This is a genomic window from Sphingobacterium sp. 1.A.4 (genome assembly GCF_002734245.1).
In the GTDB taxonomy this organism is placed as follows: domain Bacteria; phylum Bacteroidota; class Bacteroidia; order Sphingobacteriales; family Sphingobacteriaceae; genus Sphingobacterium; species Sphingobacterium tenebrionis.
Genome location: NZ_PEAZ01000061.1, coordinates 1 through 25,768 on the forward strand (window position 1 = coordinate 1; position 25,768 = coordinate 25,768).

Annotated in this window: 22 protein-coding genes; 8 read left to right on the forward strand and 14 right to left on the reverse strand. The window is 41.4% G+C overall.

Annotated features, from left to right (window positions below):
• Positions 1-323: 323 nt before the first annotated feature.
• The 6 genes from CRJ00_RS10240 to CRJ00_RS10265 form a co-directional block, all read right to left on the reverse strand.
• Positions 324-938 carry an HPP family protein gene (locus CRJ00_RS10240; RefSeq protein WP_257213743.1) on the reverse strand — a complete coding sequence of 205 codons (615 nt, stop codon included), beginning with the start codon at positions 936-938 and terminating at the stop codon, positions 324-326.
• 4 nt (positions 939-942) lie between these two features.
• Positions 943-1,719, reverse strand: coding sequence for a 23S rRNA (guanosine(2251)-2'-O)-methyltransferase RlmB (gene rlmB / locus CRJ00_RS10245; protein ID WP_099366781.1), 777 nt, complete (start codon positions 1,717-1,719; stop codon positions 943-945).
• A 37-nt stretch (positions 1,720-1,756) separates the two neighbouring features.
• The gene (locus CRJ00_RS10250; RefSeq protein ID WP_099366782.1) at positions 1,757-3,574 is read right to left on the reverse strand and encodes a DNA polymerase III subunit gamma/tau; all 1,818 of its coding nucleotides are present in this window, start codon (positions 3,572-3,574) and stop codon (positions 1,757-1,759) included.
• Between the two features lie 96 nt (positions 3,575-3,670).
• A complete protein-coding gene (gene aqpZ / locus CRJ00_RS10255; RefSeq protein WP_099366783.1) occupies positions 3,671-4,399 on the reverse strand; it encodes an aquaporin Z in 729 nt (242 codons plus the stop codon).
• 266 nt (positions 4,400-4,665) lie between these two features.
• Positions 4,666-5,166 carry a hypothetical protein gene (locus tag CRJ00_RS10260; RefSeq protein ID WP_257213744.1) on the reverse strand — a complete coding sequence of 167 codons (501 nt, stop codon included), beginning with the start codon at positions 5,164-5,166 and terminating at the stop codon, positions 4,666-4,668.
• 42 nt (positions 5,167-5,208) lie between these two features.
• Positions 5,209-5,793 carry a C40 family peptidase gene (locus CRJ00_RS10265; RefSeq protein ID WP_257213745.1) on the reverse strand — a complete coding sequence of 195 codons (585 nt, stop codon included), beginning with the start codon at positions 5,791-5,793 and terminating at the stop codon, positions 5,209-5,211.
• 98 nt (positions 5,794-5,891) lie between these two features.
• Between CRJ00_RS10265 and CRJ00_RS10270 the strand changes: the two genes are divergently transcribed.
• From CRJ00_RS10270 to CRJ00_RS10280, 3 genes are all read left to right on the forward strand, one after another.
• Entirely contained in the window at positions 5,892-6,785 is an 894-nt protein-coding gene (locus tag CRJ00_RS10270; RefSeq protein ID WP_099366786.1) for an EamA family transporter, read from the forward strand.
• A gap of 32 nt (positions 6,786-6,817) precedes the next feature.
• Entirely contained in the window at positions 6,818-9,085 is a 2,268-nt protein-coding gene (locus CRJ00_RS10275; protein ID WP_099366787.1) for an inorganic phosphate transporter, read from the forward strand.
• A 101-nt stretch (positions 9,086-9,186) separates the two neighbouring features.
• Positions 9,187-9,567, forward strand: a complete 381-nt coding sequence (locus CRJ00_RS10280) for a VOC family protein (RefSeq protein ID WP_099366788.1) — start codon at positions 9,187-9,189, stop codon at positions 9,565-9,567.
• Positions 9,568-9,589: 22 nt separating this feature from the next.
• Here the strand turns inward: CRJ00_RS10280 and mtaB are convergent, their stop codons facing one another.
• A complete protein-coding gene (mtaB, locus tag CRJ00_RS10285; RefSeq protein WP_099366789.1) occupies positions 9,590-10,909 on the reverse strand; it encodes a tRNA (N(6)-L-threonylcarbamoyladenosine(37)-C(2))-methylthiotransferase MtaB in 1,320 nt (439 codons plus the stop codon).
• A gap of 117 nt (positions 10,910-11,026) precedes the next feature.
• Here mtaB and CRJ00_RS10290 point away from each other — a divergent pair, with 117 nt between their 5' ends.
• Genes CRJ00_RS10290 through CRJ00_RS10300 form a run of 3 tightly spaced genes read left to right on the forward strand, consistent with a single transcriptional unit; the run spans position 11,027 to position 14,150 of the window.
• Positions 11,027-11,848: a thymidylate synthase gene (locus CRJ00_RS10290; RefSeq protein WP_099366790.1), complete on the forward strand. Its 822-nt coding sequence runs from the start codon at positions 11,027-11,029 to the stop codon at positions 11,846-11,848.
• Positions 11,849-11,862: 14 nt separating this feature from the next.
• A complete protein-coding gene (locus CRJ00_RS10295; RefSeq protein WP_099366791.1) occupies positions 11,863-12,366 on the forward strand; it encodes a dihydrofolate reductase in 504 nt (167 codons plus the stop codon).
• A 44-nt stretch (positions 12,367-12,410) separates the two neighbouring features.
• Complete coding sequence (locus tag CRJ00_RS10300) at positions 12,411-14,150, forward strand: M61 family metallopeptidase (protein ID WP_099366792.1); 1,740 nt, start codon at positions 12,411-12,413, stop codon at positions 14,148-14,150.
• Between the two features lie 216 nt (positions 14,151-14,366).
• On the opposite strand, the gene CRJ00_RS10305 is transcribed toward CRJ00_RS10300, so the two are convergent.
• Positions 14,367-14,873, reverse strand: coding sequence for a hypothetical protein (locus tag CRJ00_RS10305; protein WP_099366793.1), 507 nt, complete (start codon positions 14,871-14,873; stop codon positions 14,367-14,369).
• Positions 14,874-15,051: 178 nt separating this feature from the next.
• Between CRJ00_RS10305 and CRJ00_RS10310 the strand changes: the two genes are divergently transcribed.
• A complete protein-coding gene (locus CRJ00_RS10310) occupies positions 15,052-16,812 on the forward strand; it encodes an AMP-dependent synthetase/ligase (protein WP_099366794.1) in 1,761 nt (586 codons plus the stop codon).
• Complete coding sequence (locus CRJ00_RS10315; RefSeq protein ID WP_099366795.1) at positions 16,812-17,795, forward strand: YihY/virulence factor BrkB family protein; 984 nt, start codon at positions 16,812-16,814, stop codon at positions 17,793-17,795. Before CRJ00_RS10310 ends, CRJ00_RS10315 begins: the two co-directional genes overlap by 1 nt.
• A 191-nt stretch (positions 17,796-17,986) precedes the next feature.
• Here CRJ00_RS10315 and CRJ00_RS10320 read toward each other — a convergent pair whose 3' ends face one another.
• The 6 genes from CRJ00_RS10320 to CRJ00_RS10345 all read right to left on the reverse strand — a co-directional run bounded on the left by CRJ00_RS10320 (position 17,987) and on the right by CRJ00_RS10345 (position 25,767).
• On the reverse strand, positions 17,987-20,695 hold the full coding sequence (locus CRJ00_RS10320) for a carboxypeptidase regulatory-like domain-containing protein (protein ID WP_099366796.1): 2,709 nt from the start codon (positions 20,693-20,695) through the stop codon (positions 17,987-17,989).
• 82 nt (positions 20,696-20,777) lie between these two features.
• Complete coding sequence (gene cls, locus CRJ00_RS10325; RefSeq protein ID WP_099366797.1) at positions 20,778-22,247, reverse strand: cardiolipin synthase; 1,470 nt, start codon at positions 22,245-22,247, stop codon at positions 20,778-20,780.
• A gap of 56 nt (positions 22,248-22,303) precedes the next feature.
• Positions 22,304-22,999 carry a sulfite exporter TauE/SafE family protein gene (locus CRJ00_RS10330; RefSeq protein ID WP_099366798.1) on the reverse strand — a complete coding sequence of 232 codons (696 nt, stop codon included), beginning with the start codon at positions 22,997-22,999 and terminating at the stop codon, positions 22,304-22,306.
• A 4-nt stretch (positions 23,000-23,003) separates the two neighbouring features.
• Positions 23,004-23,429 carry a FixH family protein gene (locus CRJ00_RS10335; RefSeq protein ID WP_099366799.1) on the reverse strand — a complete coding sequence of 142 codons (426 nt, stop codon included), beginning with the start codon at positions 23,427-23,429 and terminating at the stop codon, positions 23,004-23,006.
• Between the two features lie 5 nt (positions 23,430-23,434).
• Entirely contained in the window at positions 23,435-24,832 is a 1,398-nt protein-coding gene (gene ccoG / locus CRJ00_RS10340) for a cytochrome c oxidase accessory protein CcoG (protein ID WP_099366800.1), read from the reverse strand.
• A gap of 26 nt (positions 24,833-24,858) precedes the next feature.
• Complete coding sequence (locus CRJ00_RS10345; protein ID WP_099366801.1) at positions 24,859-25,767, reverse strand: cbb3-type cytochrome c oxidase N-terminal domain-containing protein; 909 nt, start codon at positions 25,765-25,767, stop codon at positions 24,859-24,861.
• Position 25,768: the final 1 nt, after the last annotated feature.

The window sequence follows — 25,768 nt, forward strand, 5'->3', positions numbered from 1 at the left end:
AACGACCTGCTTGAGTGTTTTCATGTTAATTTTTTGATGTGAAACTGAAAAATCAATAGTGAAACTTCCCTTGGACTTGTCTCCTTATGGATATTCAAGCTGGACTGTAATTCCGCCTTACATTCTGTTCTGTCTTAGGAAGCGAAAAAGAGGAAGGCCATCTCTAAAAATCAGTATGCTAAAAAAGCTACTAAGACAGCCCTAGGCTCTCCCTCTTTTCACTAAATACAGCAAATCTATAAAACAAAAAATGTCTCCTACATTTGCTTGACACAAACATAGGAGACAGCCTCTTTTTTTATGATCCTTTTTTTTGATGCTGATTAGGAGATGGTTTTAAACCTTTTCTTTATTTCCTTACGCCTGGACCTCCTTAATCTCGAACGTTTGATAGGGTAATGTCTTTTATTGGTGATGTTATTGAATACCAAAGCAACCAATAATAGAATTAATGCTCCAGAAAATACCGGCGTTAGGACATACCAATAACCTAATGCACTGATCTTGGTCCCACCCGAGACGGCTATCAAAGCCGTTGCCCCGCCTGGAGGATGTAAACTCCGTGTAACCTGCATAGCCACTATGGAGCATGCTACTGCAAGTGGTGCTGTCAACCAAATAATATCCGGCATGATCTTCCCAATTGTTACACCGACCAAAGCAGATACCACATGGCCCCCTACCAGGTTCCTAGGCTGCGCCAAAGGACTTTGGATAGCGCCATACACCAGCACTGCTGAAGCACCAAATGAACCGATCAGAAAGATATTCTCCATCAAAGGTAATTGATGGGATTGTATAAAAGCAATAATGCCGATACCAATGAAGGCACCGACAAATGACCAAAAATGTTCCCTGAAATCAACTAAGGTCTCTCGGTACATCACATACCGATAAACCCTAAAATGTCTATGGACGGATTTCCGAAGCTTATTCACTTATTTATGCCTTGTGTCTTTGACGTAGTGCTTCATAGATGACCACTCCTGCAGATACGGAAACATTGAGGGATTCAATCTCTCCGAACATCGGTATCTTCGCTAATTTATCAGAAATACGGATCAGATCATCGGATACACCGACATCTTCCGCACCCATAATGATACAGGTAGGAACGGTATAATCAACCGAATAAATGGATTCTTCGGTCTTTTCAGTACTTACCACCAACTGTACACCAGACTCGATCAGGAATTTACTTGTTTTGGATAAGGAATCCTGACGGCAGACTGGGATTTTATATAGTGCACCTGCGGATGTTTTAATCGCATCCGGATTGATCTCTGCAGATCCTTTTTTAGGAACGATGATCGCATGTACACCAGCACATTCTGCGGTACGGGCAATAGCGCCCATGTTACGCACATCGGTAACTCCATCCAACATGATGAACAAAGGTGTTTCACCCTTCTCATAGATCTCTGAAAGGATATCTTCTACGTTATGGTAAGTTATAGGGGAAATTACGGCAATGACACCTTGGTGATTCTTTTTGGTGATGCGGTTCAGCTTCTCGATAGGAACTTGTTGAAACGAAAGTTCATATTCCTTAACCATTGCCTTGAATTCAGCAAATAATGGCCCTGAAAGACCACGTTGAACAAAAAGAGATTCAATCTCTTTTCCACTGTCAATGGCTTCCATAACCGCACGGATACCAAATACCATTTGATTAGTCTCTCTCTTTTCTCTTCCTTCTCTACGCTGAAATTGTTGCATGTATTATCGATTTGGTACAAAAGTAGTAATTTATTGATTAGCTAAGCCCTAAATCAAATGTTTTTCGCAATTGTTCCAAGGCCGGATTCTTGGCAAGCATGGCCTGGTATTTCTCTTGAGAGGTATAAGGCTTTCTTTCTTTCGATTTTTCCACCATCACGCCTTCTATTTCCAAGGCAAAATTTCGGAGCTGAACCCGTAGGTAATTCAGGATATCGATCTTACCGAGTTTCAATCCATCCATCTGCACCATATTTTCTACCTCTACCAGGATTTTCGTTCCCTGAAGAGTGGGCGTATTGGCAGTCATGATGGTAAATAAGGTAAGTTTATTTTCGGATTTTAATTTCTCCGCAAAGGCATTCCATTTCCCAAGAAAAGCATTGGTGGTCACTTCCAGAAATTCTGACCCTTGGACAAGCTCATTCTCTTCCTTATCTGTTTCGCTTTTGGGCAGGAATATTTTTTTCAGGTCAGGCACCGCTATGGATGGCTTTATCTGTCCCCAACCATTACCAGAAGGGGCTGACTGCGTAGGTGCAGGTGCAGGCGCTGCTTGCTCCACAGGAGCTTTTTTTTCAGGGGTTGGAGCAACAAATGCGGATGGGACCGGCTTAGCAGGATTAATCGCTGGAGATTCTTTCGGTTGACCAGCTGGAGCTGCTACTGACGCTACTTGCGCTGTATTGCTTAACCCTGACTCAGGGAGTTTTTTTTTTAGTTCAGCATTTGCTGATATCCCATGGTTAGCTAACTGAATGGCACTGGCCAAATGGCACATTTTGAGCAGGGCCAATTCCACTTGTAATCGTTGGTTCTTACTGGTCCTGTAATTGACTTCGCATTGATTGGAAATATTCAATGCAGACAAGAGTATACCACTGGAAATCAACTGAGATTGATCAAGATAACGTTTCTTCACATTCTCACTGGTTTCCAATAATTTCAGGGTAGATGGATCTTTTGTAACCAAAAGATTTCTGATATGCGAGGACAACCCTGCAATGAAGTGACCTGCATCAAATCCCTTATTCAGGATCTGATCAAAGGTCAATAATACATTTGCTGCATCCTCTTTATTCACCGCATCCAAAATCTGAAAGAAATAATCATAATCCAAGATGTTCAGATTATCAATTACGGCTTTGTAGGTCAAGTTTTTATTAGAGAAGCTGACGATCTGGTCAAACATGGATAAGGCATCCCTTAAACCACCATCTGCTTTTTGGGCAATGACATGTAATCCATCTGCTTCAAAAGTCACTCCTTCTTTGGAGGCAATCGCGGCCAGATGGTTTGCCATATCCTCTACCTTGATCCTATTGAAATCAAATATCTGACAACGGGATAGAATGGTAGGGAGAATCTTATGTTTTTCAGTGGTCGCCAAAATAAAGATGGCGTAGGAAGGTGGCTCTTCCAGTGTCTTCAAAAAAGCATTGAAGGCCTGCTGGGAAAGCATGTGCACCTCATCGATGATATAGATCTTATATTTCCCAGTTTGGGGCGGAATGCGCACCTGATCGATCAAAGATCGGATATCTTCCACCGAGTTGTTCGAGGCGGCATCCAATTCATGGATACTGAAGGAATTACCGTTCTGGAAAGATTTACAGGAATCACAGGTTCCACAAGCTTCCACATTCTCGGAAATATTCTCACAGTTTATTGTTTTTGCTAGGATGCGGGCACAGGTTGTTTTACCAACACCACGAGGACCACAAAACAAGAATGCCTGGGCTAATTGTTGGTTGTGAATTGCATTTTTTAAAGTACCTGTGATGTGTTGCTGGCCAACAACCGAATCGAAAGTAACCGGTCTATATTTCCGCGCAGAAACAATAAAATTATCCATACACGAAGATAGTCATTTTATGGCAAAAAAAAGTGCAGCTCCCCATTGAACTGCACCATAAAAGATTCCAATAAAATTAATTTGTCACTCGAAACACTATGCCACCGCTTTTGGTTCTTGATAAGTAACTTTCCAGATAACGGCGCCCACAATGGCCCCCAATACTGGAGCTACCAGGAACAACCATAACTGCGAGATGGCTTCACCGCCAGCAAAAATGGCAGGACCCAAGCTACGTGCCGGATTAACCGAAGTACCTGTGATAGGAATAGCCACCATGTGGATCAACACTAAGGTAAAACCGATAGCTAGCCCAGCCATGGTACCATTGCCTACTTTGGAGGTAGTACCCAAAATAACAAAAAGAAAGATGGCAGTAAGCACGGCCTCTGTTACAAAAGCTGCTGTCATGTTGTATTCGTTCTGATAGCCAGAACCCCAACCATTTGACCCGTACGCCCATTCGCCTGGATTAAAGCCGGCCAATTGACCCGCAAGAATGGTCTTTAAAACAAAAGCACCTAGAATAGCGCCTAAGATCTGTGCTGCTATATAAATAACAGCATCTTTAGCAGATATTTTACCTGCTACCAATACACCAATAGTTACCGCAGGGTTGATATGACAACCTGAAATACCACCAATGGCATAAGCAAACACCACAACCGACAACCCGAAGGCTAACGAAATTCCCAACAAGCCCAATCCTGAAGTTTGTGCCAGAGTAGTACCGCCCGCAACTGCTGCTGCACCACAACCAAACAATACCAAGCCGAATGTTCCAATCAGCTCCGCGATGAATTTAGATGAAATTTTTGTCTCCATAATTGTAATAATTTAAGACAAGTTAGTAAATAAAAATTTACCTATTAATAAAATGCGTGAAATACCTGCTGAATAATTTAGCTTCTAGCCGAAACTCTACAAACCATGACTTACATCATAAAAAAAAGGTCGATATCACATCGACCTTTTTTCATTGTTTTACCTAATAACCTTTTAATCACCAAACAATTTATTGAAACAAATTACTTATGACAAAGGTATGGCTGTATCGTAAAATTACCGTTAAGCCTAAATTAATAAATAACTTATTTTGCTTTTGCTGAAGCGAGCATGCGTAAAACTTCGTCTACTGTGGTTCTAGCTGCTTCTACCATCTTCGGATTTCCGGGATAATCCGCATCCATGGTAACGGTTTTTGATTTTTCTTTATAGGTGAAGGTAAGTTTATAACGAGCTACACGTTGTCCCTGCTTTCTTCCCTCCTCTGGGGTAATCATATCATTATCCACATTCCAAAATCCAAACTCCTGTGCTTTTCTATGTAAATACAATAACTCATCTTTTTTCAGTGTCAGCGTATCTTTTACCAATTTTCCTTCTTTGGTTAGGTAATTGTATTGATGGGTTTTTGAGTTATAGTAATTCAGCATAGAATCCGGAAAGCCGTAGGTCAATTCCAATGACTCAAAATCCGTAAAACGGAAAGGAGCATTCTTGATCATATTGGAATAGTAAAACACACAATACAGCATAAATGGGACTATAATGCTGAGGGCTAGGAATATCTTTTTGCTTCTGTCTGACATGTTATTTCAAATTCTGCACAAAAGTAAGCATTTAAACGACAATTAACTACTTGGGGTACCGCAGCGGGTAAAATACTTCGCGAACCAAGCATCCTTCAGGCTGGAAATAATGACTCCTTTCCGGGTAGAAACATGGACGAATTTGCCGTTATGGAGGTATATGCCTACATGATCGATGTTTCTGCCTCCAAAGGAGAAGAACACCAGATCCCCTTCTTTCAGTTGATTGTCATATTTTCGCTTGATATTTTCGGCCATATCGCGTGAGGTCCGAGGGAGGTCCTTTCCATATACCTTTTGATAGAGCATGCCAACAAAACCCGAACAATCTACCCCTTTTTTATCCAACCCTCCCATGCGATGTGGAGTACCCATCCAATCATCAATCATCATGTACAGGGATTTACTGTCCAAGTCTTTTGCACGAACACCCAATAAATTTGCATAGTTTTCAAGTTTGTTTCCCGAGAATTCCATTCCTCGGGCATCCGAGGCGTCAGAGAGCGGAGCATCTTTCCGATAGCCACCAGCGGAACTGGAGCTTCCCAATGTTTTTTTCTTAACACCACAGGATCCTAAAAAAAGCAACGGCAGCAAAACCAATAATAATCCAAACCTAAATCGCATATCCATTATTCAAAAATACCCTTAACCATCAAGCAAATACAAGCTGAACTTTTCCACAATTGTGAAATTGATACATTTATTCTGTTACTTTGCAAGATATGATAAAAACACAGGGAGCAATCGCTGTCTTCATTGGTGCTGCCAGTTTCGGCATCCTATCTACCTTCGTAAAAAAAGCCTACGAGCAAGGCTATAATCTCGGTGAAGTGACAGGCACACAAGCTTTATTTGGTGCCCTGATCCTTTGGCTCCTCTGGTTGATCTTCAGAAAAAATGCTTCATCCACTTCTCCCAGCAGGAAAACCCCTGCTTGGAAGATCATCCTCAGTGGGGTAAGCACTGGTACGGTTAGCATCCTTTATTACAAATGTGTACAACTTGTCCCTGCTTCCTTGGCCATCGTGCTCCTGATGCAATATATCTGGATCGGACAATTGATCGAATTCCTCTTTTTTAAGGCAAAACCTGATTGGACGCAGATCTTAATGATCGTCCTGATCTTGGCCGGAACCCTTTTTGCTACCGGCATCCTGGAGGAACCACTGGAGAACTTTTCTCTGGAAGGTATCGTTTATGGGCTATTGGCTGCCACAGCCTATTCCATCTTTATGATCGTGAATGGCAGGATTGGCAATGATTATTCGGCACTCCATAAATCAGCCCTGATGATTACCGGTGCCTGCCTTTTGATTTTTATCCTCCTTCAGCCTTTCAGTCTATTCCATCCAACAACATTTACTGGAATTCTACCATACGGGTTATTATTGGCTGTTTTCGGAACAGTAATTCCACCCTTGTTATTTGCCTATGGATTACCCAAGACAGGCTATTCTCTGGGAGCGGTTTTGAGTGCAGTAGAATTACCCGTAGCGGTGTGCATGTCTTACCTCATTTTAAACGAATCGGTAAGTTACTTGAAATGGTTTGGTGTATTATTTATACTTTTGGTAATCGCTTGGAAAAATTTAGTGAAGTCAAACTCAAATATTTAACATTAGTAGCATTTACTTGCGTATTTTGATTTATGGAAAATTATCTCTATCTCGTTCTCATTACCTTAGCTGTTCTGGCGGTCATTGACCTAATGGTTGGGGTAAGTAATGATGCCGTTAATTTCTTAAACTCGGCAATCGGATCTAAAGCCCTACCCTTTAAGAGCATCATGATCATTGCCAGCTTAGGGATCCTTTTTGGATCGGTGTTTTCAAGTGGTATGATGGAAATTGCCCGATCGGGAATCTATGTCCCCGGGAAATTCACCTTTGATGATGTCATCACCATTTTCCTCGCCGTCATGATCACGGATATCATCCTGTTGGATGTATTCAACTTTTTCGGTTTACCGACCTCCACAACGGTTTCCATCGTATTTGAGCTATTAGGGGCAGCCTTTTGTTTGGCGATCTACAAAATAGTAACCACCGATCAAAGTTGGGCAACCTTATCTTCCTATATCAATACGGATAAGGCCTCTGAAATCGTGTATAGTATCCTCTTATCTGTACTCATATCCTTTACCTTAGGTATGATCGTGCAATACATCTCCAGGGTACTGTTCACCTTTCAATTTGAGAAGAAATTAAAGACCATAGGGGTATTTTTCGGTGGTATTGCTATGGCAGCCATCTCCTATTTCATCCTGATCAAAGGACTGAAAGAAGTCTCCTTTTTAAGTGATAATATTAAAGATTGGGTGAAACACCATGAACTATTATTGTTAGGAATAAGCTTCGTCGTGTTCACCTTAGTGAGTTATATCATCAACCTATTAGGGTATAATATCCTAAAGGTTATCATTGGTATAGGAACATTTGCTTTGGCCTTATCTTTCGCTGGAAATGACTTGGTCAACTTTATCGGTGTACCGGTTGCTGCGATGCAGTCTGTGGATATCTTCCAGTCTGTTCCAGGAGCTGACCCAGATGCATATACAATGGGAGCCTTGGCCTCTTCGGAAATTGTAGCGCCTTTATGGGCATTATTATTTGCAGGTATAGTAATGGTTATAACCCTTTGGACTTCTAAAAAAGCAAAAACCGTTATCGAAACGGAGATGAGCTTGTCCAACCAAGGCGATGGCAATGAAAAGTTCAAATCCAACAAACTTTCCAGATCCATTGTTAGAGGGTTTATCCGCGTAGGTTCCGTTCTTTCCTATGTGATGCCAAGAACCATGCAAGCTAGCATAGATAAGAAGTTTGAAAACCCGATGATCGATCCGGGGCTTAAAAAGAAGAAAAGTAAGGATGAGCCTATGTTCGACATGATCAGGGCTTCGGTTAACCTGATGGTGGCCAGTATCTTGATTGCTTTGGGTACTTCGATGAAATTACCTTTATCCACTACCTATGTAACCTTCATGGTCGCGATGGGTACTGCATTTGCGGATCGTGCCTGGGGAAGAGAAAGTGCTGTTTACCGCGTTTCTGGAGTATTCCATGTAATTGGGGGTTGGTTTGTAACCGCAGCATGTGCTTTTTCTGGTGCTTTTATCTTTGCCTATTTCCTGAAGATCGGTGGTATTATAACCTTCGTGATTTCCCTAGTGGTATTAGCTCTATTATTATATAGAAACGCGAAAAGCCACGATAAAAAAATCAAGGCTAAGGCATTACAGGAATTAAATCTGGAGAAATCTGATATTATCGGGCTTCAACAGGTTATTGAAACCAGTGCCCAGCAGATCAGTGAAACCTTCTCCAAGACCAATATATTCTATAAGGAAGCCATTGACTCGTTGATCAAGGAGGACCTGGTTGCACTCAGCACCAATAAGAAATTGGTGAAGAAACTGCTCAATGACCTGAACAGTACCAATAACGCCATGTACGAATTCATTCGGAACCTGGATGATAGTTCTGTTAAAGGAAGCCGATATTATATTATTTCCTTGGGTTATTTACAGGATATGGTGGAGAATGTTGCTGTTATCAATTCCAATGCTCTATCTCATGTGGACAACAACCATAAACACCTGCGCATTAGCCAAGCCAAGGATTTGAAATACGTGGTGGAGCAGATTGGTAACTGGTTCTCCCAGATCCATAATACCTACCGGAGATTGGACTTCTCTAAAATTGATGAGCATATTCGGGATAGGGAAGAAATCCAAGATTACATCAATAATCTATTGGATAAACAGATCGATAGGATCCGTACCTCCGAGAACAGTCCTAAAAACAGCCGCTTGTACTTCTCTATTTTATTGGAGACAAATGAGCTGATCAGTTCAACATTTAAATTATTAAGATTGCATAAGGAATTTGAAAGTTTCAGACAACGGAACAAATAATTTCCGGATGAAAAAAGCAATATGGCTGCCTAAGTTTTTAGGCAGCCATATTTTTTTATAAAATCCGTAGATTTGATAAACGATTGATTAACAAGCTCATTATGTCCAATAAAGATTATCAGATCCAGATCCCCGTTTTTGAATTAAGCCGTGCCATAGCATTTTACAAACATGTATTCAGCTTCCGTTTTAGACCTCAGCATCCTGAATTAGACTATGCGCAAAGGGTGGAGTTTGAAATCCCCGAGACTAACCAGCAAGGTATATTGGTTCAGCAAGAAGCAGGCTCTGTCCAAGAAAATAAATCAGCATTTCATTTTAAGACCTTGGAGATCGAGGATGTCCTCCGAAGGGTGAAGGATAAAAACGGAAGGATCTTAAAGGATAAATTCATCGATCCACAGACCAGGAATATCCTGGCCGAATTTGAAGATTCCGAGGGAAATATGATCTCCCTCCATCAAATCTATCCAGCTAAATAGGAAAATAGCTTTTTAACGAAAATTAGTGGGTCAGGATTTCAGGGATTTCCTCAATATCTACATCCCCATTCTCGGAAATGCTCAAGAATTTCACAGGAACTACCTCGTTCACCAATAGCGGATCATAAGCGGTGCGTACTTTAACATAATTTCTGGAAAAGCCATGCATATAGCCATCTTTGATATCCCCTTCAAAAAGAATAAGGTCTTCTGCACCTATTTGGCTTTCATAAAAGGATCTTCTTTTCTTTTCCGATAGGATATGGAGCATTTTACTGCGGTCGCTACGTTGTGCTCCCGGTACAGCTCCCTCCATTTGGGCAGCGATGGTATTCTCTCGTTCAGAATAAGTAAAGACATGTAAGTAGGAAATATCCATCTCATTCAGGAAGTTATAGGTATCGATAAAATCCTCCCGTGTTTCGCCAGGAAATCCTACAATCACATCCACCCCAATACAGCAATTAGGCATCAAACTTTTAATCTTTGTGACCCTTTCAGCGTATAATTCCCTTTTATATCTTCTCCGCATTTTTGCCAGTACATTATTATTTCCAGATTGTAAAGGCATATGGAAGTGAGGCACAAAACGTTTGGATTGGGCTACAAATTCGATGATTTCATTGGTCAATAAGTTTGGCTCAATGCTGGATATCCGGATTCGGTCAATTCCTTCCACCTCATCCAAGGCTTTTACCAAGTCGACAAAACGATCTTGACGCTTTCCGTCACGGACACCAAAATCACCGATATTTACCCCTGTCAGTACGATTTCCTTAACGCCAGAAGCGGCAATCTCTTCCGCCTGTTTTACGATATCTTCTATCTTACCGGAGCGGCTTGCACCGCGTGCCAACGGAATGGTACAGAACGTACAGGAATAATCACATCCATCCTGAACCTTCAAAAAGGTACGGGTTCTATCCCCAATGGAAAAAGCGGAAACAAATTGATGGGTTTCATCTATCGGTGCATTATGCACCACCGTTTTCTCATTCTTGGTCAGATCGTTGATATGCTCCAGGATATTAAACTTTTCAGCAGCACCTAAGACCATATCGACGCCCGGAATTTCAGAAATCTCTTTGGGTTTCAATTGTGCATAACAACCTACGATGGTAATGTAGGCATTCGGGGAATGTTTCAACGCTTCTTTCACCACCTTTCGGCACTTTCGATCCGCATGATCTGTAACAGAACACGTATTGATTACATATACATCCGCCGCACTGTTGAAAGGCGTCGTCTCGTAACCTGCATCTTTGAAAATCCGACCAATGGAAGATGTTTCTGAAAAGTTCAGTTTACATCCCAAGGTATAGAAAGCAACTTTTTTTCCCATGATATTTTGCAAAAATACACAAAAAGACTCAAATTGTTAGTTGTTGAAAAATTGTGATATTCTGATGATTTAAAAAAAGGTATCTTCGTAGCTAACTCGAAAAAGGAAAGAATAGCTATGAAACAGTATTTGGATCTATTGGATCATGTTTACAAGACAGGGGTCGAAAAAACAGATAGAACAGGAACAGGAACTAAAAGTGTTTTTGGATACCAAATGCGTTTCAATCTAAAAGAAGGTTTTCCTTTGGTGACTACCAAAAAGCTTCATTTAAGATCGATTATACACGAATTGATTTGGTTTTTGAAAGGGGAAACCAATATCAAATACCTTAAGGATAATGGGGTGAGTATTTGGGATGAATGGGCAGATGAAGAAGGAAATCTAGGGCCGGTTTATGGTTCGCAGTGGCGTTCATGGCCAAGTCCTGATGGCCGTCATATCGACCAGATCAGCCAAATCATCCATCAGCTTAAAAACTCACCAGATTCAAGAAGGATCATAGTTTCAGCTTGGAATGTGGCGGAGATTGAAAACATGGCCTTACCTCCATGTCATGCCTTTTTCCAATTCTATGTGGCACCAGCCCAGCCGGAAAAAGGGATATTAAAACCACAGCTTTCTTGCCAATTGTATCAACGTAGTGCCGATATCTTCTTAGGCGTACCGTTCAATATTGCTTCTTATGCCTTGCTGACCATGATGGTTGCGCAGGTTTGTGATATGGAAGCGGCTGAATTCGTGCATACCCTTGGTGATGCGCACATTTACAGTAACCATTTTGAGCAAACGGAACTGCAATTGAGCCGCGATCCTAAGCCTTTACCACAAATGATCATCAATCCAGAAGTAAAGGATATATTCGACTTCAAATTTGAGGATTTTGAACTGGTTAATTACGAAAGTCATCCACATATTAAAGCTCCAGTAGCGGTTTAACAAACATAAAATTCATGATTTCTAGCCAACCAACAGTTACTTTAATCGTCGCTGCCGCAGAAAACAATGCCATTGGAAAAGGTAATCAGATGCCTTGGCATCTTCCAAATGATTTCAAATATTTCAAGGAAAAAACGATGGACCATTCCATCGTGATGGGCAGGAATACCTTTGAATCAATCGGTAAACCCTTGCCCGGTAGAAGGAACATCGTCGTATCCAGAACCGCAACAAGCATTCATGAGGATGTTGATGTGGCCAATAGCATTCCGGAGGTTTTGACCTATTGCAGGGATGAAAATGAGATATTTATCATCGGTGGTGCACAGATCTATAAACAGACTTTGGGGATAGCAGATAAGGTTCTGCTTACTCGCGTACATACCGATATAAAAGATGCCGATGCTTTCTTCCCGGAATTACCTGAACAGGATTGGGAATTGATCAGTTCGGATGCTCATCAAAAAGACGAGAAACATCAATTTGATTATACCTTTGAGGTATATAAAAGAAAATAAGGGAAGTCAAACTAAGCTTCCCTTTTTACGTTTAATAATTTACCATGAATACAAGCAGCATACACTTTCAACTTTCTTTTATCGAACCACAGGCGCATTATGTGGAGGTAAGCATGTTCATCGAAGGCTTTAGCCAGCCTTATATCGACCTTAAAATGCCGGTATGGACTCCTGGCTCCTACCTGATCCGAGAATTCTCCAAGAATGTTGAACAGGTAACTGCCTTGAGTAAGGATGGTGAAAAGCTATTGGTCAGTAAAATCTCCAAGAACACATGGCGCGTTTATACCAATGGGCATGATTTTGCGTGTTCCTACCGGGTTTATTCCTTTGAAAGATCGGTGCGGACCAATTTTGTGGATGATAGCCACGCCTTTATCAGTCCTGCCGGAACTTTTCTTTACGTGGATGGTCAATTGAGCCATGCCTCCACCGTACAAGTGATATTACCACCTCAGTGGTCCTATGTATCTACCGGTTTGGCACAAACCGAGGTTGGTGAATTAGTCTATTATGCTGAGGATTTTGATATCCTTTATGATTCTCCTTTGGAGATTGGAAACCAGGATATTTGGCATTTCCAGGCAGCAGGAATACCGCATGAATTTGCGATGGTGGGACAAGGAAATTACAATAAAGACCAATTGACGCTGGATATTCAAAAGATTGTTGCTGAAGAGACCCGTATCTGGGGTTCTAACCCGAATGATCGCTATGTATTTATCACGCATAACTACCAAAGCGCACATGGTGGTTTGGAACATTTGAATTCGACGGTTCTAGCAGCTTCTCGTAATGCCTATATTACCAATATTGGTTATAATAATTTCCTGAGCCTAGTAGCACATGAATATTTCCATCTGTGGAATGTGAAAAGGTTGCGTCCGAAGAACTTGGGCCCTTTTGATTATGAACAGGAAAACTATACGCCATTATTGTGGATCTTTGAGGGATTTACGGCTTATTACGATAACCTGATTACAAGAAGATGTGGATTTAGGAATGAGGTGGAATATTTGAATGAACTGGTTTCGGAATTTAATTTGGTGTTGAATAGACCTGGTCATTTATTGCAATCTGTCGGTTTATCTAGTTTTGATACTTGGATAAAGCAATATCGTCCGGATGAGAACTCGCCGAATGTAAGTATTTCCTATTATAATAAAGGAGCAATGTTGGCCTGTATGATAGACATTAGTATTATTGTTGGAACCAATGGTGAGAAGTGTTTGGATGATGTAATGCGTGCCGCTTATGAGCGGTTTTATTTGATGGAGAACCGAGGGATAGAGGAGAAGGAATTTCAGGCTTTGGCAGAAGAGGTTACAGGGGTTTCGTTGAAAGAGATCTTTAAGGCGGTGTATGAGATTACCGAATTGGATTATAATGCTTATTTCAATAAGGTAGGTTATCAGTTTATTGATCAAAATAAATTGAATCAGACCAGTAGTTTGGGAATTAAGGTTTCCCATTCGGATGGCAGGACAACCATTAAAGCTGTTGATCGGAATTCTAGTGCTTGGGAGTATGGTTTGAATGTGGATGATGAGATTATTGCGGTTAATGGAAATCGTTTGGATCAGCAGGGTCGGGAATTGGATCAAGCAATGACTTATAGCCAGGTTGGGGATGAGGTGGTTATTTTGGTGGCGAGGGATGGTTTGATGATGGAGATTCCTGTTAAATTGAAGGCAAGTGAAAAAGTGTCGTATTATATTGAAAGAAACCCGGAAGCTAGCGAGGAAGAAAGAAGATTAGGGGATGTTTGGTTGAGTTTGGGGTAAGAAAACCGTCATTGCGAGGAAAGAAGCAATCTTCCCGCATGTCATGCTGACTTCCGCATGTCATGCTGAGCGTAGTCGAAGCATCTGTTCGTAAGTAACCGTACAGATCCTTCGACTACGCTCAGGATGACAAAGTTCACACATGACAAAGTCCAAAGATTGCTTCGTCGTACCTCCTCGCAATGACGCAGTTCCTCGCAATGACGCAATTAAAACCTAAAAAGTATATCTCACCGAAAATCCCAATCCATCCACAATCCTAAATCCACTTTCCTGCAAGAAATCAAAATAAGGTTTTGCATCCAACGTAATCGCGATAGGCGCTGAAGGAATCTTATATTCCAAACCTGCAATTCCATCAATACTCAACGCCAGTTCTGAATACTTATCAAATCTTTTTCCATTCGCATCAGTATACGCCTTACCAGTATAAGAACCAACACTACCACCAAATCCCCAGAACCAGGAAAGGTCATCGATCAATGGTTTATGGTATTGATACAATCCTACCAAACGGAATCTACTTGATTTAGAGTTACTTTGAACACTCATGATCCCTTCAATGGCCCTATCCGGGCTAAGAGTATATCGATAGGTAATACCAGTGGCCGATCCGAATCGCGCTCCGATAGCATGTTGTGTCGTCAATTGGGCTTGTGCAGCCGTTGAAAACCCTAAAAAAATAATAACAGAAATAAAAGTGATTTGTAAAATTCTATTCATTATAACATCTAATTTAATTCAAAAGTAACATTAATTTTCTAACGGAAAAAACGCGCTTTTTGTATATTTTCAGTCAAAAATTTATTCTGCACGCATAGTTTTTACCTAAAAAATTATATATTAGTCTACCTATAGTATCAATAACCAATTAAGGAATTATTATTTAGGAGGAGACAACATGAGCAAATTGAATAAACTGTATGACCTGGTCATTAATTATAAGAATAAGTACAGCAAAGAAATCATGGTTGCTGGGCGCGCAGGAAGTTCTTGGAAAACCTATTCAACCGATGAATTTGTAGAAATCGTAGAAAGTTTAAGTAAAGGATTACTTGCAAAAGGCATCCAAAAGGGTGATCGGATAGCGATTATGTCCGGGAATCGACCCGAATGGAATTTCATCGATTTTGCCTGTAATCAAATTGGTGCTGCTACTGTCCCCCTCTATCCTACCCTTTCCAATCAAGATCTAGTTTACATTTTAAATGACGCCGAAGTAAAACTTCTTTTTGTGAGTAATGAGGAACTATCTGTGAAAGCGGATAATGCCTTAAAGGAAAACAACCTGGAATTGGAATCTTTCACCTTTGATGATATTCAAGGAAGAAAATCCTATAAAGAGGTGCTTGAACTGGGTAAGCAACAGAATACAGACCTGACCCCTTATCGGGAGGCTGTAGGATTGGATGATCTATTAACGCTCATTTACACCTCCGGTACCACTGGAAAGCCGAAAGGAGTATTTCTATCCCATAAAAACATCATCAGCAATGTAGAAGCCTGTAATCACTTAGTAACAGATGAATATAAAAAAGCGTTAAGTTTTCTTCCTTTATGCCATATTTTCGAAAGAATGGTGGTGTACATGTATTTTTCAAAAGGTGTTCAGATCTATTATGCCGAAAACTTGGACAATATCGTTGTGGACATCAATGAGGTAAAACCTGATTTATTCACTACGGTGCCAAGGGTACTTGAAAAAGTATACGACAAGGTGGTGGAGAAAGGAAAGAACTTAACCGGAATCAAAAAATCTTTGTTCTTCTGGGCATTGAACTTGGGTCTTCGCTATCAAGAGCCGCAGAAAAACTCTGCCTTCTATAATTTCCAATTGGGTATAGCGCGCAAGTTGATCTTCAGTAAATGGAAGGAAGCATTAGGTGGAAATATCAAATTGATCATCTCAGGTGGTGCCGCGCTTCAGGAAAGGTTGGCACGCGTATTCTGGGCAGCTGGAATCAAAGTATTGGAAGGTTATGGTTTGACCGAGACTTCGCCAGTGATTGCCGTAAATTCCTGGAAAGATGAAGATGTAAAATTTGGAACAGTAGGCCGTGTGTTGAAAAACCTAGAAGTGAAGATCGCCCAGGATGGCGAAATCCTGGTGAAAGGTCCAAGTATTACCATCGGCTATTATAAAAACGATGAGGCCACCAAAGAAGCCATCGACGAAGAAGGATTCTTCCATACCGGCGATATCGGTGAGCTGACTCCGGATGGGTTTTTACGGATTACCGATCGCAAAAAAGAAATGTTCAAGACTGCGGGTGGTAAATATGTGGCCCCTCAGGTCATTGAAAATAAATTGATGGAATCCACGCTTATTGCACAGGTGATGGTGGTTGGAGAGAATCAGCGATTCCCTTCGGCATTGATCGTTCCGGCATTTGAGGAATTGGAAAAATACTGTAAACATAAAGGCATTCCTTATAATTCCAAAGAGGAAGCCATCAAGCAGCCTGAAGTATTATCGAAATATGAACAGATAATATCCTTATCAATGGCTAACTTTGGAAAGTGGGAACAGGTAAAAAAATTCATTTTACTGTCTAAAGAATGGACGATCGATGGTGGTGAGCTAACACCAAAATTGAGTCTTAAGCGTAAAGTGATCACCCAACGAAACGAAGAAAACATCAAGCAAATCTACTCGGAATAATGTTAAACACGATCTGGACCAAGATCAAGGAATTTTGGGGTTTATTAATGAATGCAGGAAATGCGTTCGCAGAAGACAATTGTATGAAAATGAGCGCATCCTTGGCTTATTATACGGTTTTTTCCATTGGTCCCCTCCTCCTTATCCTCACTTGGACTTTGGGATTTTTTTACGGCAGTGCATTGGATGGCAGTGAAGGCGCGCGCGAACAGGTATTGCAGGAACTGAATGATATTTTCGGTAAAGAAATCGCTACCCTGCTCGAATCTACCGTACATAATCTTTCTTTGGATAGCAAGTCCAATATTGGGATCATCATCGGTACAGCAACCTTGATGTTTACTTCCACCACTATTTTCGTGGATATCCAAAACTCCATCAACAACATCTGGAAGGTGAAGCCGAAACCTAAAAAAGGCTGGCTGAAGATTATTATTAATAGATTGATCTCCTTTTCCATGATCATCGGTCTGGTGTTTTTATTGATGGCCTCCCTGATTATTTCTTCGGTTATAGGAATTATGACGGATTATTTTAATCAGTTTATGGGGAATTGGGATATTGCGTTGATTGATTGGGTGAATACGGGAATTACCTTTCTGGTGATCACCTCTCTTTTTGGGATCATCTATGCTTTCCTTCCAGATGCGAAGGTTAGGTTTAAGGATATTTTGGGTGGAGCTTTATTTACGGCTCTCCTATTTATGTTAGGAAAGTTCTTGATCTCGTTATACCTTTCGAAGAATGTGACTGCAAGCTCATTTGGAGCCGCTGGATCTATTATTATCCTCTTGGCGTGGGTTTATTACTCAGCAGCGATTCTTTATTTTGGCGCTGAGTTTACGAAGGAGTATGCAGTGAAATATGGTAAAGGAATACAGCCTTCTTCCTTTGCTGTTTTGGTTAAGCAGACTGAGTTGGAAATCGACCCAGAGACTGGAAAACGGGAAGTTGTTAAGAAACATAATGAGCCGGTGCAGTAAAGGGGTGCTGCTATAGTAAACTCTCTCGTCATTGCGAGGAACGAAGCAATCTTTCGATATGTCATGGTGAGCTTAGTCGAACCATCTGTTCGTACAAAAACGTACAGATCCTTCGATGCAGCTCAGGATGACAAAGTTCAAAGATTGCTTCGTCGTACCTCCTCGCAATGACGTACCTCCTCGCAATGACGCTACTTCACATCATAATAATAAACCTGCCTACCCACATTGCCTCCCAAATCATTACCTTCAACCACCACCTTATACTTCCCAACACCATCGGCATTATAAAACTCCAGATTTACCTCTCCATTCTTAACCACATTCACATCCGGATTCCAATACACCGTAGTCCGATAATCGCTTGTGGCTTTACTTTCCGCAGTACTATATTTCGGAACATAGAATTTCCTGGTCTTCACATAACCCAATGGATTAAAATCGATCACATTTGATTTCGGCAACATCGCCTCAATCTGTGCCATCGTCATCCGAGGTTGTTTCTTTTCTTTTTTGGTGATAATTGATACCACCCCATCATTCTGGTAAACATTCCTTACAGTCCCCAGATCATCCCTCAAAAAGATCTCAATTCCTTCAATATCCGGAATCTGAATGGAATTCAAGGAGTTTTCATCGATCGGCATACCATTCAAAAAGAATTGAACCGGCACCCTGCTCCCCTGATTATAATTTCTCGTAATATAATATTTCAAGGTATTGGAATCATAGGTAATCCCTGTTAATATTGTATTCAAACACATCGTCAATACATTACAGCCGTTCAATCGGCTACCATCAATACGGTGTTCCGGCATCGAAAGCCCAGAGAGCGCCGAGAAATCCTTACTCGTCTGTTTGCTTTCAACTTTTTGGGTCACGACAACCTCCTCGATCAACGTGGAAGTCCGGAATTCCTTTTTGCTATTGTCCAGGTAAGCCGAAAGATTCTCATCGATATTGTAGATCGCTGCACTTTTATAAGCATTCGTATCATCAATCCTCGGAAACTCCGTAGGGTCCATATTGATCACCAAACTTCTATAATTAGGATTACTTCTTGCATTTACCGTAGCCTTCAACGAATCATTGAACACCAACTTATCAAATATAAAACGACCTTGTGGATCCGTATAAGCATCACGCTTGATCGCAGCACCAGGTATGGTCAACAACAATCCGGCATTGTTCTGCAACTTCCCAGTATTATCTCTTAAAGTTCCCGAAATCACGATCCCTTCCTCTGGCATATAACGTACGGTTGGGAGTTTTCCTTGGATCAGGTCCTTATAATCAAATCTTCGGAAACCCTGGGTCATCATCAAGGCATCCAGTGCCTCCAAGCGATTCTCGTTCTTCGGATTGAAATAATAATTCGGTTTCTCCACATAGCCCTTTAGGTCCGAATTCACGAGCATATTACTTACAATGCCCCTTTCTTCATCATCGTTAAAAGGAACTTTAGTTTCATCAATGACCGAAACAGAATAAGTGGCAGGTATACTATCCAAGTAATTATTCAGGTTCAGTTTTAGTTTTACCAAGTCTTTCTTCGCATAGCTTGGTTTATCCGTGGAAATTTTGATGTCTATTAATTGCTGAGGCTGAACATAGACCAATCGTTCCGATAGCGGTTGTCCATCCGGAGAGATTAAGGTCAATTGAACGATTCCATTCGGTAATTCACTCAAAGGAACTTTAATGGAAACTGCAGAATTTTTGATGGATACCTGTGCGGCATAGACCAAATGTCCATTCAATTGTCCAAAAATATAATATGGTCTCCCTTCTATCTGCTTGAAATAAGTTTCATTGGTCACCAAACCAATATTTATAGACTCTGCATCCTGGGAAACATAGATCACATTGAGTTTATTTTCAACCACAGCTGGCAAGTCAAATGTCTTTTCGGTTCCATTTTCGAAACTTACCACGGCCTTATAGGTTTCTCCTGGCTGGGGAACCATGGAAAATGAACCCATACCCATTCCCAAATCAGCAAAAGTAGCTACTTCTTTCTTTTTACTATCAATAATCTTACCCTTTACCTTCGCTCCTTTACCAGAAGACTCTACCGCTTTAAAGGCTACTTTTTTGCTTAGGCCGGCAATCAGGTCACCACCTTCCGGAAAAAACTGAACATCCGCATCCCAAAGGGCATTTGCCAAAGGATAATTTCCAACCAAGGTCTCTCCATCTTCCAACTTCACGACAATCCTTCCTTTTTTGAATTTCTCCCTTTCTTTATTGGATAGATTCAAGACCACACGTCCCATCTCATCCGTCTCTGCTTTTCCTTTATCAAAAGCATCCCAACCATCATTAGCTTCCCAGGTCAATTTTCTTTTAGCCAACAATTTCCCATCTTTCGACCGGAACTGCATAGTCGTTTTTGTGCGACTTCCATCTGGCGCGAAACTCACTTGAGCACCCAATTTCTTATTGATGGCATCACCAACGGTTAAAACCTTATTGAAATAATAATCCAGGTCAAAATTCATCATCCATTTGGTGTAAGCACGAAACCTATAATTATCCTGCGCATAGAACTGTGGATCCAGTACCAACTGACCAAATCCACCTCCATTTTTCAATGGGATACGCATGGTTTGGATCAAGGAATCTCGCCCGTTGATCACTTCCACATAAGCTACTTTACTGGAGGCATAATTAAAAAGATTGGTATTCAGATAGGTTTTGAACCAAAGGGTGTCCCCCACGGCATAATAAGGTTTATCAAAATGGAGATGCACCTTTTCTACAGGATATACAGAAAAATACTTTTGAACGTTTTCTACCGCTGTATTAATAGGGATTGCAGGTTTTACTTGAGCATTTACCTGTGGCAGGCTGGCAATAAAAGCAATAAGAGCGAATAATATTCGGTTAAGTCTACTCATCTAAAATTCGTTTTCAAAAAGCTAAATATATCGATTTTTTGGGGAAGACGGATGGCTGTTAAGGATTTTTAACAGCTTTTCCCTAGAGCAGGGGCGCAAAAAGACGACATAAGGAATCGATGCCCCGTTTCCATGCCTTTCTTTTCTTCCAATCTCTAGCGGTGATCAATACAGAATTTGATTTATCGATGGCAAACTGTTCCTCCATCTCCTTGCAGAATTCTTTATTGGAGATCACGGCAGCTACCTCATAATTGATATAGAAACTTCGGAAATCGAGATTGACCGTTCCAACATATGCGATTTTACCATCGATGATAGCCGTCTTGGCATGTAAAAATCCTTTGCTATAAAAATAAACCTTGACTCCTCGTTCCAATAATGGTTTGATGAAGGAGTAACAGGCATGCTGAACAATCCAGGAGTCACCCATCTCCGGAATCATCAATTCTACCTCCACACCAGCTGCGGCGGCGGTTTTAAGGGCGGTTGCCAGTTCTTCCGTCGGAATATAATAGGGCGTACAGAGTTGGATTCGCTCACTTGCCTCCCCAATACTGATCAGCAATGCTTCCATGTTGAATGGCCCGATAGATCCAGGATCACTCGACGCCAGTGCAACCGCACTTAATTCTTCGGATACCGTAGCGGTATCCTTGAAATAGCCATCTTCCAAGTTGAAGGATTCCCCTTCAGTCTGGTTCCAGGAATTCCAGAAACTGATCTGGAACATAGCTGCAGCATTTCCTTTTATCCTTACAGAGGTATCCCGCCAATAGAGCCCAAATTCATTCGGGTTAATATAACGATCGGAAATATTGATACCCCCTATATAGGCCGTATACCCATCTATCACCGCAATTTTCCGGTGGTTCCGGTAATTACTGTTCGCCAGGGAAGTAAAAGTAACAGGCAGGAAAGGTTGAAATTCAATCATGGAATCTTTCTTTTTCCGCATGTACCGCACCAGTTTCGGCGAACCAAAACTATCCACGATCAGTCGGACCTTCACCCCTTCGGCAGCCTTTTTCTCCAGAAGATCCAATACCTGCATTCCGATATTATCCACATCGAAAATATAATATTCCATATGAATGGAATGCTTAGCCTCTTCCAATGATTGGAGGAACAGCGGGAATTTCTGCTCTCCGTTGACCAATAATTTCAATTCATTGTTCAAAGTCGGAGTCGAGAGCTTTTCGTTTTTCAAATAAGAAAAGACCCGGGACAGATCACCTATTTTATCATGGATATTACGGATCGACCAAAGCATCAATGGTTCCAAACGCTGGAATTCTTTTTTGAGGCGTAGGGTCTGTTCCTGGTTGATCCGCTTCATCTTCTTTACCTTGGAAAACTTCTGTCCAAAAAGGTAATACAGGATCAAGCCCACAAAGGGAATAAACACGATCACCATCACCCAAGAAATGGTCTTGGTGGGATTGCGATTTTCGATCAGAATGGTAATGGTTACACCTATATAAACGATCAGCATAGGGATCCATCCCCATTGCTCCAAAAATAATATAGCGGTGTCTAAATGTTCCTTCATATTGGTCTATGAAAGACAAGATACTAAAGAAAATGTTTAGGAAGAAAACAGATTTTTTACATGACGCAATTCAGCGCACCATCCACATGTAATAACGGACTTAGATAAGGGATATCCAAGTTGGCACCACGAAGGATAAACCACATCCCCATCAGTAGAAAAAGCACAGGCAGTACGGAACTAAATCCCTTCTTAAAAATTCGTCTTGGGAAATTACCGGCAAAGGAAAATAGTAAAAGAAGCGGCAAAGTACCTAAGCCGAACAGGATCATAAAAAGAAAACTATTGAGCATGGAATCGGCATTTACGGCGGATGCCAAGGCCATATAGACCATCCCACAGGGCAGTACGCCATTTAGTACGCCGGCAACAAAACTCCCACCGGGACGATACAACCATTTGCCCATGAATTTGGCAAAAGGCTGAATAGCTTTTGTTTGGAAAGCCGCCAATTGACTCGATGATTTTCCGAACATATAAAACAGACCAATGCCGAACAAGATCAGACCAGTGACCAAACTAAAGACCTGTTGCCATCCTTGAACAGCTGCCACATTCCCGATCAGCCCCAAGAACAAACCCAGTAACCCATAGGTAAATATTCGACCAAATTGGTACAGAAGCTTGTTGAAGGTAGTTTTCCAGGAAACCTGTTGCCCAGCCTGAACAGCCAATAATAATGGCCCGCACATGACGGCACAATGGATACTACCAAGCAGCCCCATAAAAAACGCTAGATAGTGATAGGTCATCTTGTTACTGTATAAAAAGTGCCTGGTCAGAAAGGTAATCCAGGTCACCATTCTTCCAATCGATCTCTACATTCCAATTCCCTTTCTCAAAACTCGACAAAGGCAATTTGAACTGGTTGGTCTGGGTAGCAAAAGGAAGGGTTTTATCAAGCTTTCCATTATCCGGTCGCTTGAAATTTAAATTACCTTTATTCCCTGCTGCCACAAACGTGATGGTCAAAGTATCCTTCGTCACCTGCAAGTTAGGCTTCGCCTCGTGATTCAGCAGGTTTTCTTTTTTATGATAGGTATCATCATAATTTAATCCCTTTTCATAATAATCAGGATCTACCAACGAATCGGAATCATTACTGACCATATACACACCGGCGCCAACTATGAAAAGCATAAAGGCCCCTAATCCAAAAACTATTTTATAACCCCAGTTCATTTTATTTATTTTTTAGGCGGAGCAATAAAGGTGGTTTCCATTTGGTCTATCACCTTATCTCCTGCTTTAATATCCACTTTAATATAAGATTTATACGTCTTGATATCTTTCTGATCCCTGATCAGGAAAAGACTTAATTTTGCGCTTCCTTCTTTCGCCAAATGCGAAATAGGATTCACGATCTGGATCCTTACACCAGGATCAGGACTTACCAGCTCGAAATCAATATCCTTACTCGTCTTGTTCAATACTTCTAAGGTATACAGGTTAGATACTGTTCCATCGTCCTTTAATTGATAGGTACTACCCTTTGCGCGCAGAAGCCTACCATCCACATCCGAACGGCTGAAAATCATAAACCCGAAGATACCCATTAATACCAGCAAAATCAAAGTATAGACCCAAGTACGGGTGTTTTTCTTTTTGCTTTCTGCTATGCTTTCCTTTCCTTCGGCTTGTGCCAGGGTATAAAATCCGATCAACCTTCTAGGTTTATCGATCTTATCCATTACAGCATCACAGGCATCGATACATGCCGTACAAGAAACACATTCCAATTGAGGGCCTTTGCGGATGTCAATCCCCGTAGGACAAACATGTACACACAAATGGCAATCTATACAATCGCCTTTCGGGGTATCATCCCCTTTTTTGATTTTTCCTCTGGGTTCTCCCCTTGCCGTATTGTAGGCTACAGTTACCGAATTATCATCCAATAATACACCCTGTAATCTTCCATAAGGACAAATTCGGGTACAGACGATTTCCCTAACAAAGGCAAACACAAAGTAAAAGACCAAGGTAAAGACAAGGATGGATAGGAACCCTACAATATGTTGATCGATAGGATCGGTTGCTATTTTGAGTAAAGCATCTGCGCCGATAATGTAGGCGAGAAACAGATTGGAAATGGCAAAGGATATCAGCAGAAAGATACTGTGTTTGAGCACTTTCTTCCAGGCTTTCGCATCGGTATCCGGTCCTTCATTCAATTTCTTTTGTTGTGTCCAGTCTCCTTCGATAAGGTATTCAATCCGTCGGAAGATCAGTTCCATAAAAATGGTCTGCGGACAAGTCCAACCACACCAGACTCGGCCATACACGGCGGTGAACAGCACGATACACACCATCACGATGAGCATTCCAAAAAGGAAGATATGGAAATCCTGTGGATAGAATAGGTTCCCAAATATGGAGAATTTCCTTTCTACGATGTTGAACATCAAGAAAGGATTTCCATTTATTTTAATGATGGGTCCCAAGAAAAAGAATAGTAGTAAGCCATAACCGACCACCTGTCGATAGTTATAGAGCTTACCGCCAGGCTTTTTGGCGTAGATCCATTGTCTTTTCGATTTTTCAGGTTGATTTGGTTTTCCGGCTTCACTTACTACTATTCCCATGATATTATTGATACAAATTTGCTTGATTAATTTGCAGTGGCTGTGCTATCAGTCGCTGCTGCTTCTGAGGAAGCAGACCCTCCTTCACTTTCATACTTCACCACCTCAGGACCTTCCGCTCCTTTTGGATTGGCAGGTTTGGTATCCCTTAAAGTTATGATGTAATTACTTACCTCTGCAATCTGTGCTGGAGTCAATGTTTGCTCCCAAGGCACCATACCCTTATCAGGCACACCGTATTTTACGGTCTTAAAGATGTCCTTGATCTCCCCACCGTGGATCCAGAAACGGTCGGCTAAGTTAGGACCGATTCCGCCTTCACCCGCTCCACCATGACAGGCTACACAGTTGGTGGCAAAGATCGCTTTACCATTGGCTGCCAACATCCCTGTTTCATCGATGGTGATGGAATTCTCATCAAAAAGATTGGCTGATTGCGCAAGGAACGCCTGTTTCTCCGTTTCTGCTTTTGCCATTTCCTGCTCATACTCCTGATCCTGGTTCAAACCGATACCAAAGACCTGGTAGATCAATAGATAGACCACCGCGAATAAACAGGTGGAATAGAACAAGGCGTTAAACCATACCGGGATGGGGTTGTTCAATTCTTGGATACCATCGTATTCATGATCGATAACCAATTCTTTTTCTTGCTCCATAGGTTTTAGCCCCATGAAATAGTTCCACGCGCCACGCCAGTAATTCTTGCGTGCTGCCTTTCTCTCCGCTGCTAAACGAGTTTCCTCTTTTACCACCTCCGGCATAGTCACCTTTAGCATGGAACGTAAGGCACGATTGATGGCGATGGCCGCTATCAAAACAGCTAACAACACCAGGAACACAACCAAGTAAAAGATATCGTTGTACATATTCCCGGTCCCCAATGTCATATCAGTTGAGGGTGCCGCGTCTGCCAATAATACTATAAAATTCATA

Coding starts and splice junctions, on each gene's coding strand:
- rlmB (WP_099366781.1), bottom strand. CDS start 1,719: ATGCAACAATTTCAGCGTAGAGAAGGAAGAGAAAAGAGAGAGACTAAT.
- CRJ00_RS10250 (WP_099366782.1), bottom strand. CDS start 3,574: ATGGATAATTTTATTGTTTCTGCGCGGAAATATAGACCGGTTACTTTC.
- aqpZ (WP_099366783.1), bottom strand. CDS start 4,399: ATGGAGACAAAAATTTCATCTAAATTCATCGCGGAGCTGATTGGAACA.
- CRJ00_RS10260 (WP_257213744.1), bottom strand. CDS start 5,166: ATGTCAGACAGAAGCAAAAAGATATTCCTAGCCCTCAGCATTATAGTC.
- CRJ00_RS10265 (WP_257213745.1), bottom strand. CDS start 5,793: ATGCGATTTAGGTTTGGATTATTATTGGTTTTGCTGCCGTTGCTTTTT.
- CRJ00_RS10270 (WP_099366786.1), top strand. CDS start 5,892: ATGATAAAAACACAGGGAGCAATCGCTGTCTTCATTGGTGCTGCCAGT.
- CRJ00_RS10275 (WP_099366787.1), top strand. CDS start 6,818: ATGGAAAATTATCTCTATCTCGTTCTCATTACCTTAGCTGTTCTGGCG.
- CRJ00_RS10280 (WP_099366788.1), top strand. CDS start 9,187: ATGTCCAATAAAGATTATCAGATCCAGATCCCCGTTTTTGAATTAAGC.
- mtaB (WP_099366789.1), bottom strand. CDS start 10,909: ATGGGAAAAAAAGTTGCTTTCTATACCTTGGGATGTAAACTGAACTTT.
- CRJ00_RS10290 (WP_099366790.1), top strand. CDS start 11,027: ATGAAACAGTATTTGGATCTATTGGATCATGTTTACAAGACAGGGGTC.
- CRJ00_RS10295 (WP_099366791.1), top strand. CDS start 11,863: ATGATTTCTAGCCAACCAACAGTTACTTTAATCGTCGCTGCCGCAGAA.
- CRJ00_RS10300 (WP_099366792.1), top strand. CDS start 12,411: ATGAATACAAGCAGCATACACTTTCAACTTTCTTTTATCGAACCACAG.
- CRJ00_RS10305 (WP_099366793.1), bottom strand. CDS start 14,873: ATGAATAGAATTTTACAAATCACTTTTATTTCTGTTATTATTTTTTTA.
- CRJ00_RS10310 (WP_099366794.1), top strand. CDS start 15,052: ATGAGCAAATTGAATAAACTGTATGACCTGGTCATTAATTATAAGAAT.
- CRJ00_RS10315 (WP_099366795.1), top strand. CDS start 16,812: ATGTTAAACACGATCTGGACCAAGATCAAGGAATTTTGGGGTTTATTA.
- CRJ00_RS10320 (WP_099366796.1), bottom strand. CDS start 20,695: ATGAGTAGACTTAACCGAATATTATTCGCTCTTATTGCTTTTATTGCC.
- cls (WP_099366797.1), bottom strand. CDS start 22,247: ATGAAGGAACATTTAGACACCGCTATATTATTTTTGGAGCAATGGGGA.
- CRJ00_RS10330 (WP_099366798.1), bottom strand. CDS start 22,999: ATGACCTATCACTATCTAGCGTTTTTTATGGGGCTGCTTGGTAGTATC.
- CRJ00_RS10335 (WP_099366799.1), bottom strand. CDS start 23,429: ATGAACTGGGGTTATAAAATAGTTTTTGGATTAGGGGCCTTTATGCTT.
- ccoG (WP_099366800.1), bottom strand. CDS start 24,832: ATGGGAATAGTAGTAAGTGAAGCCGGAAAACCAAATCAACCTGAAAAA.
- CRJ00_RS10345 (WP_099366801.1), bottom strand. CDS start 25,767: ATGAATTTTATAGTATTATTGGCAGACGCGGCACCCTCAACTGATATG.